Below are 13796 nucleotides of genomic sequence, written 5' to 3'. Positions count from 1 at the left end.
CCGCGGACGTCCCAACCCCTCGGAGGCGGTCTCCGTTCGGACAAGTTCGGACAACATCTGCGAACTCTCGTCACACCGGGCCCGGCCGCCGCCTAAAGTTCCCCACCGGAACCTGGGGAGGGGACGCAGCATGCGCAAGGGGGCCAAGGCGGCTGTGATCGGCGGGGTGTTCGCCATCATGGTCGGGGGCGCGGGATACGGCGCGTACAACGTGGTGACGGCCGTGAGCGGTTCGGGCGGATCGAGTACGGCGGGGGCACCCTCGCCGCGCAGGACCGGGCCGCCGACGGCGGACGAGATCAAGGACGTGTCGCAGAAGTTCCTCGCGGCGTGGGCGAAGTCCGACCCGGACTCCGCGTCGACGTACACGAACAACGCCGAGTCGGCGCTCTCGGCGCTGACCGGCTGGCACGACGACGCGCACATCACGCAGACCACGCTGACGGCGGGGGCTCCTTCGGGGGCCGAGGTGCCCTTCAAGGTGAAGGCCACGGTGTCGTACGAGGGGAAGAAGAAGACCCTCGCCTACGACTCCTCGCTCACCGTCGTGCGGGGCCTCAACACCGGCCGGGCGCTGGTCGACTGGCAGGCGGCCGTCGTGCATCCGGACATGCGCAGGGGCGACACCCTCGTCACGGGCGAGGCCTCGGCGCCGCCCATCGAGGCCGTGGACCGCTCGGGCAACGTCCTGACGAAGGAGAAGTACCCCTCGCTCGGGCCGATCCTGGACCAGCTGCGCGAGAAGTACGGCGACACGGCCGGCGGCCGCGCGGGCGTGGAGACGTACATCCGGCGCGAGAGCGAGGACGCCGGCACCAAGACGCTGCTCACGCTGGTGAAGGGCAAGGCCGGTGAGCTGCACACGACGCTCAGCGCCACCGCGCAGGCGGCGGCCGAGCGGGCCGTGAAGAGCTTCGACGAGTCGTCCGTGGTGGCCGTGCAGCCGAGCACGGGCCAGGTCCTCGCGGTCGCCAACCACCGCCAGGACGGCTTCAACGCCGCCTTCCAGGGCCAGCAGGCCCCCGGCTCCACGATGAAGATCATCACCACGGCGATGCTCATCGACAACGGTGTCGCCTCGGTCAGCAGCCCCGCGCCCTGCCCGGACACCGCGACCTGGCAGAGCCAGACCTTCCACAACCTGCCGGGCATGAAGGCCAACGAGGGCGCCAGCCTCGCGGACAGCTTCGCCCGGTCCTGCAACACCGCGTTCGTGAAGCTCATCGACGAAAAGCCGCTGACGGACGAGTCGTTGACGCGCGAGGCGCAGGACCGCTTCGGTCTCGGCCAGGACAACTGGAAGACCGGCATCGCGTCGGCGGACGGCAAGATTCCTCCGTCGGGCGGCCCCGACCGCGCGGCCAACGCCATCGGGCAGGGCCAGGTCCAGATGAACCCGCTGAACATGGCGTCCGTCACGGCGACCGCGAAGACGGGCGTCTTCCAGCAGCCCGTGATCGTGCCGCGCTCCGTCGACGACCGGCAGCTCGCCACCGCCCGCGGCCTCACCCCGGGCACCGCCGCCCAGCTGCGGTCGATGATGCTCCGCACGGCGACGTCCGGCACCGCCGCCCAGGTCATGAGGGGTCTCGGCCCCGACATCGGCGCCAAGACCGGCTCGGCCGAAGTCACAGGCCAGACCAAGTCGAACAGCTGGTTCACCGGCTACCGCGGGGACGTCGCGGCGGCCGCGGTCACCGAGGAGGGCGGCCACGGCGGCGACGCCGCGGGCCCGATCGTGGCGGCGGTGCTACGGGCGGGTAGCTGAGGCGCCGTAGGGAGCACATCCCGGGACGCCTTAGTGTGGGCCGTCCGCTAGGAACTGGGTGGACTGGGCAACGACGGAGGACCGGTGGGCAGCAGAGGCAGGCAACCCGAGCGCAAGAAGGCCAACACGGCCGTGATCGGCGGCGTGGTCGCCGTCGTGGTGCTCGGCGCCGGGGTCAGCGCCTACGCCCTCTTCAGTGGCGACTCGGACTCATCGGCCGCCGCCGACGAAAAACCCCACGTCAAGACGGGCCCCGTCACTCCGGCCGAGGTCCGCACCGCGGCCGACCGGTTCCTGACCGCGTGGGCCGCGGGCGACACCGCGAAGGCGGCGGCCGCCACGGACGACGCCACCGCGGCGACGGCCGCCCTCACCTCGTACCGCAAGGACGCCCATCTGTCCGGGGTGAAGCTGACTCCCGGGAAGCGTGCCGGGGCCAAGATGCCGTTCGCGGTGTCGGCGACGGTCTCGTACGGGGGAAAGTCGAAGCCGTTCGCCTACGGCTCCGAACTGACCGTCGTGCGGCGGGTGAAGGACGGCAAGCCGCTCGTCGGGTGGCAGGCGTCCGTCGTGCACCCGGACCTCAAGGACGGTGACCGGCTCGTCACGGGCGCGGCCGGCGACCCGCCGATCAAGGCGACGGACCGCTCCGGCAACGAGCTGACCGCGGCCAAGTACCCCTCGCTCGGCACCGTCATCGACGGGCTGCGCGAGAAGTACGGCAAGAAGGCCGGCGGCACGGCCGGCATCGAACTGCGCGTAGTCCACAAGGACAGCGGCAAGGAGAGCGAGCACACGCCCGACAAGACGCTCGTCGCCCTCTCCAAGGGCACGCCCGGCACCCTGCGTACGACGATCAGCCCGACGTCGCAGGCCGTCGCCGAACGCGAGGTCGCCAAGCGGGAGAAGGCCGCGGTCGTCGCCATCAAGCCGTCGACCGGGGAGATCCTCGCGGTCGCCAACTCCCGCCCCGAAGGCTTCAACACGGCCTTCCAGGGCTCCCTCGCGCCCGGTTCCACGATGAAGATCGTGACGTCGTCGATGCTCCTGGAGAAGAACCTCGCGGGCGTCGACAAGAAGCACCCGTGCCCCAAGTACGTGACGTACGGCGGCTGGAAGTTCCAGAACGACGACAAGTTCGAGATCAAGGACGGCACCTTCCGCGCCAGCTTCGCGCGCTCCTGCAACACCGCCTTCATCAGCCAGGCCAAGAAGCTGGACGACGGCGATCTGACGAAGCAGGCCCAGGAGGTCTTCGGGCTCGGCCGCGACAACTGGTCGATCGGCGTGCCCAGTTTCGACGGCGCGGTCCCGGTGCAGTCGCAGGCGCAGATGGCGGCCTCGCTGATCGGGCAGGGCGGGGTGCGGATGAACCCGCTCAACATGGCGTCGGTCGTCGCCACCGCCGAGACGGGCGAGTTCAAGCAGCCCTACCTCGTCTCGCCCGACGTCGACCACCGCACGCTCGCCACGGCCTCCCGCAAGCTGTCCCCGTCGACCGTGAGCGCCCTGCGCGACCTGCTGCACTACACGGCGGTCGCCGGTACGGCGGTCGAGCCGATGTCGGGGCTCGGCACCGACATGGGCGCGAAGACCGGCTCGGCGGAGGTCGACGGGCAGAAGAAGCCGAACGGCTGGTTCACGGCCTGGCGCGGCGACCTGGCCTCGGCGGCGGTCGTCCAGCAGGGCGGCCACGGCGGTGACTCGGCAGGTCCCGTGGTGCGGCAGATGCTGCTCGCGGGGGACTGACGACGGGGACTGACGACGGGGTCGATACCTGGTCGCGTGGCGGGTACACCGAGCGCTACGGTGCGGCCATGAGCACCCCGAAATCCGCTGCATCCGCCGCATCCGCTGCATCCGCCGCCACCGCCGCGCACCCCCGTTTCGCCGAAGCCCTCGCCGAGCTGGGCCTGGACGACGTACTCCCGCTCGTCCGCCGCTTCCCGGAGGCGACCAGGACCGCGCAGGAGGCGGCGGCCGCGATCGACTGCGAACTCAGCCAGATCTGCAAGTCGCTGATCTTCGCCGCGGACGGGGTGCCGGTGCTTGTCCTGATGGACGGTGCGTCGCGGGTGGACGTGGAGCTGGTCCGGCGCGAGCTGGGCGCCGAGAAGGTCACCCGCGCCAAGGCGGACGTCGTGCGCGCGACGACCGGGTACGCGATCGGCGGCATCCCGCCCTTCGGCCACGTCACCAGGACACGGGTACTCGCCGACCGTTCGCTCCTCGACCACGACACCGTGTGGGCCGCCGCCGGCACCCCATACGCCGTGTTCCCCATGGACCCCAAGTCGCTGATCGCACACGCCGGAGCGGCCCTCGTGGACGTGCGCGAGACCGCTCAGTGACCCCGCTCGTCGCGGCGGCCGTGCTCCTCGCGGCCGTCACGCACGCCAGCTGGAACGCGATCGCCGGTGTGGTCACTCACACGGGTGGTGGTGATCGAAGGTGTGGGCGGGCGGGGAACGCGGTGGCTAGGTTCGCGGCATGGCACGGTTGCGGATGTACCCGACGAGCGAGCAGGCGAGCATCATGCTCGGCCACTGCGCGCACGCCCGCTACATCTGGAACCTGGCGGTCGAGCAGCACACGCACTGGCAGCCGGGCCGCAGGTCGGCGCCCGGCTTTGCCGAGCAGTGCCGCCAGCTCACCGCCGCCCGCGCGGACAGTGAGTGGCTGCGCGAGGGTAACGCGGATGTGCAGCAGCAGGCCTTGAGGGATTTCGCCAAGGCGGTGACCGCGAGAATCCGTTCCGGGTTCGGGGAGCCGACCTGGCGCAAGAAGTTCGTGCACGAGGGCTTTCGGGTCATCGGCACCGACCGGGTGCCGGAGTTCGAGGCGGACGGCTCCCCGAGGCTGAACGCCAAGGGCAAGCAGGTGATGGGCCGTTCGGTGGTGGTGCAGAAACTCAACCGCCGGTGGGCGCAGGTGAAGGTGCCCGGTTGCGGTTGGGTCCGCTTCCGCCTCAGCGCCCAGGGCAAGGGCTCCGTACTGCCGCAGGCGAAGACGTTCCGGGTGACCTTCCGCAACAACCAGTGGCACATCGCCTTCGCGATCATTCCCCAGTCGGTCGACGGACCCGGCACCGGCAAGACCATCGGCATCGACCGGGGCGTGACCATCACCGCCGCCCTCTCGGACGGGCGGAAGCTGAACTGCCCGCAGCTGACCGTCAAGGAACGCGCCCAGATCCGCAAACATGAGCGGCGGGCCTCCCGCGCCCCCAAGGGCAGCGAGGCCAAAACCGTCGAGTATGCCAAGGTCGCCCAGCTCAAGGCGCGGGAGGCGAACCGGCGCAAGGACTGGTGCGAGAAGACTTCGACGATGCTCGCCAGATCCTGTGACCTGGTGCGGTTCGAGAAGCTGAACATCCAGAACATGACCCGCTCGGCGAAGGGGACGGCCGAGCAGCCCGGCAAGAACGTGCGGCAGAAGGCCGGACTGAACCGGGCGATCCTCGCCCAGGGCTGGGGCCTGCTGCGCCGACGCACGGAGGACAAGGCGCCCGGCCGGGTCGAGGACGTCCCCGCCCCCTACACATCTTTGCGGTGCAGTGCCTGCGGTTGGATCGAGAAGAACTCGCGCAAGAGCCAAGCCGAGTTCTGCTGCGCATCCTGCGGGTTCACCTGCAACGCCGATGAGAACGCTGCCAACAACGTCGCGGCAGGACAGGGCGGGATCCCCCGCCCCCGGCGCAGAAGCACCGGTGCCGGAGGGGCGACAACGGCCACCAGCCGTTCGAGCGCCCGTGAACCTCAACCCACCCAGGTTGGAATCCCCCTCCTTTAGGACGGGGAGGATGTCAAGTCGCCTACTACGCCCTGCTCATGTGTTCGTTCCAGCTCGGCGACTTCGGCCAGGCCTACCCGATCGCGCGCGGCACGGCGCCGCTCGTGGTGACCGTGCTCGCGGCGGTGTTCGCGGGCAGGCCCCCGACGGCTGGCAGGTGGCGGGCGTCGCGGTGTCGTGCGCGCCTCCGGGAACTCGCTCGGCTACATCGCATGGCTGATGATGCTCGGCTGCCTCGGCGTCCCGGTGTACGCGGCCTGGACGTGGCGCGGCGAACTGACCGCCCGCCTGCGGCCGTTCGCGGCGGTCGGGCTGCTCGGCGCGGCGCTGTCCGCGTACGGGCTCGTCCTGTGGGCGCAGACCCGCGCGGACCTCGCCCCGATCTCGGCGCTGCGCGAGTCGTCAGTCAACCCTTATTGATGCAGTAATAACGAACGGCCGCCGGTTCGCGTCGGGTGGCGGGCCACCCTTTGAACGCTTACCGTGATTTTACTGATGCTCTCGGTAATTAATGGAGGTCGCGGTGAGCAGTCAGAAGGAGACCCCGAGGCCGGTCCTTCCGCGGTTCGAGGAGGCCGAACCTCTCGGGCTGGAGGACGCGGTCTTCGTCCAAGAGCTGGCCGCGGTCCTGGAAAAGCACGGCAACCTTGAACGCTTCGGCTTGTGCCTACTCCACGACCACTTCCCTCTGGCTGAGGGTGAGATTCTGGCCGAGACGACCGATGCAGAGACACGCACCCTCCACACCCGAGTGGAGAAGGTGAATCAGACCAAGCACAGCAAGCCAACCCAGTGGCGTTTCCTCCCCGGCGTCCAACACTCGCGCCGCGCCGAGTTCGACAATGACCCTTATGAGGTCATCCTGGTGTGCGACCCCTCCAGCGGATGCCCGCCGCAGAAATGACGTCCCTCGCGTGGCGGTGGCTCCTGCTTTCCATCGCGATGCTGGAGTGCTGGGCGGTGGCACCGATTCAGGCGCACGCCGTCGATGCAAACAAGTGCCCGGAGATCGGGAAACCGGATAAGATAAGTGTCGATTCCGAGGTTTCCTTCAGTCAAAAGCGTCCCGATTTCGTCGAGGTGCTGCAGGTAACAACTATCAAGGTGCCGAAACAAAGGGGCGAGGGCGCAGACGACCTGACACTCAGTCCACATACGTCGGATTATCGTCACGCCTTGCACTGTCTGCTCCTCAGGAGAAAAGAATCGCAGAAAATTCGCGGGTGGCATCCGGAGTGGCGATCAGTCAGCCACGAGCCGTCCACGCAAAAAGACGCGGTCGTGGTGAAGTATGAATCATGGAATCTCATCCCCGCCGCCGTGGGCACATTCGAAGTGGGTCCCTGGACGGTCCAGGTCAGACCTGCGAACTGGACAGCCACTCTCCATCCACCGGACGCTCTGATCAAAGCCTCATGGCGCCGGATCGAGGTCCACCCAGGCGGCCTGCAAATCAGCGATACATCCGAAGTGTCGAGCATCGAAAAAGATGTCAGGGTGTGGAGTGGATACAAGCCGGCGTCCGAAAAGCAGGTTTACGTCACAATTACTCCGCCACGGGATCTTGCCCCGCAGAGAAGCTCCTGGATCAGCTCTCTGGGCGTTACCTCCTGGTGGGTCTGCGCCTCGATCGTGATCGCCGCGTCAGCATGGCCTCTCCGTAGGAAGATGGATGTGGCCAAAACAGCTTTGCAGTGGGCGGGGGTGAGTGCAGCCCTCGGCCTGACATTGCTGCTGCTGCTCCGCCCCTCTCCCAGCGTGAATCCTTGGCGCGCGTTCATCGGGATCTCGTCCGGCTTCACTCTCGTGCTCCTTGCGCGGCCATGGCTTCCGATGAAGCAGGGCCCCGACGGCCATCTCGGAGGCTGGAAAAACCCCAAGGTGGTCGTAGTTGCCACTCCCCCGGGGGTAGCGGCATTGATCGGTCTGCTGGTGATCCTAGCTCCCGATCTCTTCGGTCTCCCGCCCGAACTGGTGCCGAAAGCTCCGCCGCCGACTTCGGGAATTGTCGGACTGTTCCTGTTGGACTTTTCCATGCTGTGGCTGTGGCTGACCGCGATCGTTGCTTGGGTGTGGCGTTTTGCGCGGGAAGGGAAGTTCGGCGAACCCTCGGGTGAAGGCGAACATGAGCATCCCGAGTCCTCGGGCAGAAGCCAGGCCGAGCATCGCCTCCGCCGTATCGCTGCGGTCGCGGCCGCGCTAGCCGTGGTTGCAGCCGCGGTGGTGGCCTGCCGTGTGTTCTCCTTCCATATGAGGTGGACACGTGCCAACTGGATGGGGGACGCCAGCTCTCTTTTCGGCATCGATTACAGCAGTGCCCTGAGCCGGCAACTCGCGGAACTCGCATCGACGGGTCCTACGTGGGTTTACGCCCAGACGTGGGTACTGGCCGGAATTGCACTTGTGGCGGTCCTACACAGTAAATCCCGGTCCGGACCGGAGACATCCTTGGGGCCGGAGAAGGTGGATCTGCTGCTGGTGACCGCTGTCTTCGCCATCGTCGTGGCGCTGAGGACGGCCTCGTTCGCGGGAAGCGTCGCGGCTGTGTACGGCCTCTGGCTGCCTCTGAATATGATCGCACTCTACGCAGTGGTGAAAGTGGGGCGTCGATGGTCGGTACTGAGCCGGGTGGATAGGAAAACAGAGACACACTGTGTCGTAGCAGAACTGAGCGACCCAGTGAAGCGCGAGAAGCTATTGGACGATGCCCGCAGTTTCCGCAATCTACTCAACCGGCTTCGCCTCGTTGATCACGGGAACGCAGAGGAAAGCACAAGAGTCGATCTGGAGGATCGACTCCACTCGCTGCACCGCTGGCGGCCCACCGGATGCGGCTACGACTGCCTACCGGACCCGGTATCCGTGGTCGATGTTGCCCTCAGCTGGGGACCACACGCGCGGTGGTGGGGGAATGCCCTCGATGCAGCGCGCTGGGCTTCCATCTTCGGTATTCTCCCCAGTCTGGTCACCGCCTGGTACGAGTACGCATATGGTGCCAAGCACTGGGACTACACACTCAACCTGCCCACAGGCATTCCTGATGTGGTTGGGGCGTTCCTGGCGCGGGAGATCTCTTTCGCCGGTGCGGGACTTGTCCTTGGCGCGCTGTGGCGTGTACTGCCCGGAGAGCGCGGCCCCATCCGGGCATTCAGCCTGTTCATCGCCTGGCTCGTGCCCGTCATCGTCGTTGCCGCAGTCAACCGCAGCATCGACCTCAAGGAGCTGGGCCTGGCGATCGTGAACGTCATCCTCATGCTCACGGTGCTGACCCTGACGAGCATGTGGGTGGACACCGACACGTTCAGTCGTGAACGGCACTACTGGACAAAACGCTTCGGCCTGATGAAATCGATCTATCAGGTGCACGGCATGTCCGGGCAGCTCGCCTTCCTGATCACGCAGCTGGCGGCTGCGGCGGGTATCTGGCAAGCGATCTCCAGCATGTGACCGCCGGCCAGCCCGACCTAGCTCTCCTCGGTCTAGCGGTTGCCCTGTGCTGCTACAGACGACTTATCAGTCAAGCCACACTCATACAGTAATGACCTTGCTGGTCAGGGGGTTGGCTGAGGCCATTCCGTACACCCGGCCTCGTCCTGCGCCATGAGTCCTCAGTACCTCGAGCCGTGTCCGGCGGATATCGGGATTGGCCACCCGTAAGCGTGCGCCGGTTGTCTGATCAGGCGCGTCGGGTGCGCGGACTGCGTGTGGCTTGTCAGGACCAGGTTCCGCCCGCGTCATTCGATGTCGGGGCGTCTGACAACACATCCGGAAACCGACGATGAGTGCGGAACTCAGGATGTGCTCAACCCAGTGTGAGCCATCGGATGCCCAGGCGGCTGACGTCCAACGCTTCCTCCCTGGTGATCGGATCGCGACCCGTCGCCTTGCGCAGGAAGCAAAGCTGACCCCAGCTCAGCTTCTCCAGCGCCGCGGCCTCATTCCGGCCGCCGAGCAGAAGATCCTGCACCAAATCTGCGGCCTGGGAAGTGAGCCACGGTTCGCGCGCCAGGGCGTCTGCCAGGTCCAAGCCGTGCACGGCGACCTCAGCCACCCGCGTCAGTAGGAACTCCGACAAGAGCATCGGATCGCCGTGCCGGGTACGAACTACCCGCCCTTCCGGCTCGGACTGGCACAGTCGATCCACCCGCTGCCAGGTGGCGTTGAAGTCCTCGGCAAGCGCAGCACCGCTGAGCCGCTCGGCCGCGTGATTCTGGGCCAGGGCGATCCGAGCTGCGTTGGTATCCGGAGCGAAACGGTCATCGGGCCGGTAGTACTCCACTGCCGAGACCTCGGCACGGGCCGGCGCCGACGCGGCCAGCATGCCCGGCAGCCAGGCAATCACCACCCGGACATGCGCCAGCAACTCGCTCACTGTCCACGGCGCACACCGCGTCGGCCGACGCCACTCAACCGCTGAGACCCCAGTCATCGCCCGTGCGAGCTGCCCAGCCTCGAGACGAAACGCTTCAACTACCCGCCCCTGGTCCATGTCGATCAAGCTACCCGGCCAGAACCGGTGCAGCAGCAGATCTCCAAAGCGCTCCGAGGGTCATGTCGATCATCGTGGGCGCGGCGATCGGGACGGTGTTCTTCAAGGAACGGTTCGGTACGCCGCGGATGGTGGCGGCGGGGCTGATGGTGGCGGGGATCGGGCTGATGCTGCACACCGCCGGCTGAGCGGGGGCGCTACCGGAGCTGCGCGCGGAATCCCAGGTTCGCCGAGGTCAGGCCGCCGTCGACCGGGAGTGTGACCCCGGTGATCCACGCCGCGTCCGACGAGGCGAGGAACGTCACGGCCGCCGCGATGTCCTCCGGCTCACCGACCCGCCCCAGCGGGTACAGGCCGCTGACGGCGTCCAGGACGGCGCCCCGGCCCGACCAGGCGGGGGTGCGCACCGTGCCCGGCGCGACGAGGTTGACGCGGACGCCGCGCGGGCCCGCGTGCCCGGCGAGCGTACGTGTGAGGGAGCCGAGCCCCGCCTTCGCGGCGCTGTACGCGTGATTGCCGTAGTCCTGAAGGCCGTTGACGGATCCGATGCTCACGATCGCGCCGCGGCCCGACGCCACCAGGTGCGGCAGCGCGGCACGGCAGCAGCGGTACGCGCCGGTGAGCGTGATGTCGAGGTCGCGGGCCCACACTTCGTCGGGCTCGTCCTCGAAGAGGGCGGCGTCCGGGGCGCACGCGTAGGCGTTGTTGACGAGCACGTCGAGGCGGCCGAAGTCCTCCACGGCGGCCGCGACCGCCGCCTCCACCGACTCGCGTGACGAGACGTCGCAGGTGAACACCGTTGCCGCGCCGCCCTGTTCGCGAATCCCGGCAGCTGTCTTCTCGGCTTCCTGCGGATCCACATCGGTGACAGCGACCCGCGCCCCCTCGGCTGCGAACCTGCGCGCGGTCGCGGCGCCGATGCCGCGTGCCGCGCCCGTGACCATGACCCCGTACCCCTCGAAGCGCCTCATGCGCCGACGCTACCCGGCGCATGCTCGGGCGACACGGGGCTAGCGGGCGAGAGAAGAGCGCACGGCCCGCACCAGCGCCTGGGCGCGCGGGTCGGCGGTGACGCCCTTCTGCATGCCGTTCGTGACGTACCCGAAGGCGATCCCGGACTCTGGGTCCGCGAAGCCGAGCGCGCCGCCCCGCCCGGGGTGGCCGAAGGAGCCGGGGCCGAGGAGAGGGGAGGCGACGCCGTGGAGCATGTAGCCGAGTCCGAAGCGGGTCGGGACGACGAGGACCCGGTCGGCGCCCGAGGACGCCTCGGTGCGAGCGGCCTCCATGGTGTCGGGCGTGAACAGGCGGGCGCTGCCGTCGACTTCGCCGATCAGGGACGCGTAGAAGCGGGAGAGTCCCTCCGCCGTGGCGACGCCGTTCGAGGCGGGCAGCTCTGCCGCGCGGTAGGCCGGGTCGTTCTCGTCGGGCGCGGGGTGGATGGCGCCGAAGGCGCGGCGGGTCAGGGAGTCGGGGTCGGTGTACGCGTCGGCGACGTTCCTCTTGGGGCGGGTGCGCAGGCCGCCGGGCGCGGCCGGCGGTTCGACGGGGCCGACGAGACCGGCCCGGTGCGCCTCGGCATCGGGCAGCCCGACCCAGAGGTCGGCGCCGACGGGGGCGGCTATGTGCTCGGCGATCCAGGCGCCGACGGTGCGGCCGGTGACGCGGCGCACCAGCTCGCCGGTGAGCCAGCTGTAGGTCTGTGCGTGGTAGCCGTGGTCGGTGCCGGGTTCCCAGGCGGGGGCCTGTGCGGCGACGGCGGCGGCGCCGGTGTCGGGGTCGGCGGCCTCGGCCGGGGTCAGCGGGCGGTCGAGCGCGGGGACGCCGGCGCGGTGCGCGAGGACGTCGCGGACGCTGACATGCTCCTTGCCGTGCTCCTTGAACTCGGGCCAGTAGGCGCTGACCGGCGCGTCCAGGTCGAGCTCTCCCCGCTGGTGCAGGAGGAGCAGCGCGGCGGCGGCCACGCCCTTCGTGGCGGAGCGCATGATCTGGGCGGTGCCGCGCTCCCAGGGGGCGCCGCCGCTCACGTCGCGGGTGCCGGCCCACAGGTCGACGACCTTGTGCCCGTCGCGGTGGACGACCACGCCCGCGCCGCGCTCGCCGAGCGCCTCGAAGTTGTGGGCGAAAGCTTCCCTGACCGCTTCGAACCCGGTGGCCACTGTGCCGTTCATGTCACTCACGTTGGGTGCAACAGCCATGGATCGCTGAGGATTCCTCGGCCGCTCAGACCTTCACGGACTTCGGGTCGAAGCCGAAGGGGAGCTCCAGGCGGTGTGCGCGCATGAGGTCCTCGTCGGCGAGGAGGTCGCCGGTCGTCCCGTCGGCCGCGATCACGCCCTCGCTGAGGATCACCGAGCGCGGGCAGAGTTCGAGCGCGTACGGCAGGTCGTGCGTGACCATCAGGACGGTGACGTCCAACGACCGCAGGATGTCGGCGAGTTCGCGGCGCGAGGCCGGGTCGAGGTTCGACGACGGCTCGTCCAGGACGAGGATCTCGGGCTCCATGACGAGGACGGTGGCGACCGCGACGCGGCGGCGCTGCCCGAAGGAGAGGTGGTGCGGCGGCCGGTCGGCGAAGTCGGCCATGCCGACCCGGTCCAGGGCCTTGTGCACGCGGGCCTCGAGTTCGGGCCCCTTCACCCCGGCCGCGGCGGGCCCGAAGGCCACGTCCTCGCGGACGGTCGGCATGAAGAGCTGGTCGTCGGGGTCCTGGAAGACGATGCCGACCTTGCGCCGGATCTCGGCCATGTGCCGCTTCCCGACGGGCAGACCGGCGACGGTCACGGTGCCGGCGCCGCCGGTGAGGATGCCGTTGAGATGCAGCACGAGGGTGGTCTTGCCCGCGCCGTTGGGCCCGAGCAGGGCAACGCGCTCACCACGGCCGATGGTCAGGTCGACGCCGAAGAGGGCCTGGTGCCCGTCGGGGTAGGCGTAGGCGAGGCCACCGACCTCGAGCGAGGCGGGGGAGAGCAGGGCGGGGGAAACAGTCACAGCATCCATCCCAGCAGACAGACGACAAGAGCGGCACAGGGGAGGGTGAGGGCGTACGACCACTGCGCGCGGGACGCGCTCACGTCGTCGATGACGGGCATCGATCCGGCGTACCCGCGGCTGACCATGGCCAGATGCACGCGCTCACCGCGCTCGTAGGAGCGGATGAAGAGGGCGCCCGCGGACTTGGCGAGGACGCCCCAGTGCTTCACGCCGCTCGCCTCGAAGCCGCGCGACTCCCGGGCGATCTTCATACGGCGCATCTCGTCGGTGATCACATCGCCGTAGCGGATCATGAACGACGCGATCTGGACGAGGAGCGGCGGCAGCTTGAGCCGCTGCAGGCCGAGGAGCAGCTCGCGCAGTTCGGTCGTGGAGGCGAGCAGGACGGACGCGGCGACGCCGAGGGTGCCCTTGGCGAGGACGTTCCAGGCGCCCCACAGACCGTTGACGCTGAGGGACATCCCGAGGACGTCGACGCGCTCGCCCTGCGCCACGAACGGCATGAGGACGGCGAAGGCGACGAAGGGGATCTCGATGAGGAGCCGCTTGAGGAGGAACCCGGCGGGGACCCTGGCCGCGTACGCGACGGCCGCGAGCAGGACCGCGTACAGGGCGAACGCCCACATCGCCTCGCGGGGCGTGGAGACGACCACGATCACGAAGCAGAAGACGGCGGCGAGCTTGGTGTGCGGCGGCAGGCCGTGCACGGGCGAGTGCCCGTGCCGGTAGAGCTTGTGCGCGTGGCCCGCACCCATG

At 68.8% G+C, this 13796-nt stretch carries 11 protein-coding genes and 2 pseudogenes; 8 read left to right on the top strand and 5 right to left on the bottom strand.

Features of this window, described 5'->3' with window-relative positions; genetic code table 11:
• Positions 1-130 precede the first annotated feature (130 nt).
• From OHA58_RS20775 to OHA58_RS20745, 7 genes and pseudogenes are all read left to right on the top strand, one after another.
• On the top strand, positions 131-1768 hold the full coding sequence (locus OHA58_RS20775) for a penicillin-binding transpeptidase domain-containing protein (RefSeq protein WP_405480540.1): 1638 nt from the start codon (positions 131-133) through the stop codon (positions 1766-1768).
• Between the two features lie 84 nt (positions 1769-1852).
• Positions 1853-3517, top strand: a complete 1665-nt coding sequence (locus OHA58_RS20770) for a penicillin-binding transpeptidase domain-containing protein (RefSeq protein WP_405480538.1) — start codon at positions 1853-1855, stop codon at positions 3515-3517.
• Positions 3518-3585: 68 nt separating this feature from the next.
• Positions 3586-4119: a YbaK/EbsC family protein gene (locus OHA58_RS20765; RefSeq protein ID WP_405480537.1), complete on the top strand. Its 534-nt coding sequence runs from the start codon at positions 3586-3588 to the stop codon at positions 4117-4119.
• 139 nt (positions 4120-4258) lie between these two features.
• Entirely contained in the window at positions 4259-5560 is a 1302-nt protein-coding gene (locus OHA58_RS20760; RefSeq protein ID WP_405480535.1) for an RNA-guided endonuclease InsQ/TnpB family protein, read from the top strand.
• 17 nt (positions 5561-5577) lie between these two features.
• A pseudogene (locus OHA58_RS20755) lies at positions 5578-5980 on the top strand (EamA family transporter); the annotation flags it as partial.
• A gap of 103 nt (positions 5981-6083) precedes the next feature.
• Positions 6084-6464, top strand: a complete 381-nt coding sequence (locus OHA58_RS20750; protein ID WP_405480534.1) for a hypothetical protein — start codon at positions 6084-6086, stop codon at positions 6462-6464.
• Positions 6446-9007 (top strand): DUF6185 family protein, encoded by a 2562-nt coding sequence (locus OHA58_RS20745; RefSeq protein ID WP_405480533.1) that lies wholly within the window; start codon positions 6446-6448, stop codon positions 9005-9007. Before OHA58_RS20750 ends, OHA58_RS20745 begins: the two co-directional genes overlap by 19 nt.
• Positions 9008-9362: 355 nt before the next feature.
• Here OHA58_RS20745 and OHA58_RS20740 read toward each other — a convergent pair whose 3' ends face one another.
• Positions 9363-9989 carry a maleylpyruvate isomerase N-terminal domain-containing protein gene (locus OHA58_RS20740; protein ID WP_405480531.1) on the bottom strand — a complete coding sequence of 209 codons (627 nt, stop codon included), beginning with the start codon at positions 9987-9989 and terminating at the stop codon, positions 9363-9365.
• 116 nt (positions 9990-10105) lie between these two features.
• Between OHA58_RS20740 and OHA58_RS20735 the strand changes: the two are divergent.
• A pseudogene (locus tag OHA58_RS20735) lies at positions 10106-10237 on the top strand (EamA family transporter); the annotation flags it as partial.
• A gap of 9 nt (positions 10238-10246) precedes the next feature.
• Here OHA58_RS20735 and OHA58_RS20730 read toward each other — a convergent pair.
• From OHA58_RS20730 to cbiQ, 4 genes are read right to left on the bottom strand one after another with little or no spacing between them, the layout of a single operon-like run.
• Positions 10247-11020 (bottom strand): SDR family NAD(P)-dependent oxidoreductase, encoded by a 774-nt coding sequence (locus tag OHA58_RS20730; RefSeq protein WP_405480530.1) that lies wholly within the window; start codon positions 11018-11020, stop codon positions 10247-10249.
• 39 nt (positions 11021-11059) lie between these two features.
• On the bottom strand, positions 11060-12217 hold the full coding sequence (locus OHA58_RS20725) for a serine hydrolase domain-containing protein (RefSeq protein ID WP_405480528.1): 1158 nt from the start codon (positions 12215-12217) through the stop codon (positions 11060-11062).
• A gap of 52 nt (positions 12218-12269) precedes the next feature.
• Entirely contained in the window at positions 12270-13046 is a 777-nt protein-coding gene (locus OHA58_RS20720) for an energy-coupling factor ABC transporter ATP-binding protein (RefSeq protein WP_405480526.1), read from the bottom strand.
• A complete protein-coding gene (gene cbiQ, locus OHA58_RS20715; protein WP_405480524.1) occupies positions 13034-13795 on the bottom strand; it encodes a cobalt ECF transporter T component CbiQ in 762 nt (253 codons plus the stop codon). The genes OHA58_RS20720 and cbiQ overlap by 13 nt, the downstream gene beginning before the upstream one ends.
• Between the last annotated feature and the right edge of the window lies 1 nt (position 13796).

Origin of the sequence: Streptomyces sp. NBC_00009 (assembly GCF_045040855.1) — a bacterium.
Taxonomy (GTDB): Bacteria; Actinomycetota; Actinomycetes; order Streptomycetales; family Streptomycetaceae; genus Streptomyces; species Streptomyces aureus.
Note: the sequence above shows the minus strand (reverse complement) of the source record. Positions and strands in the feature narration are given on the sequence as shown.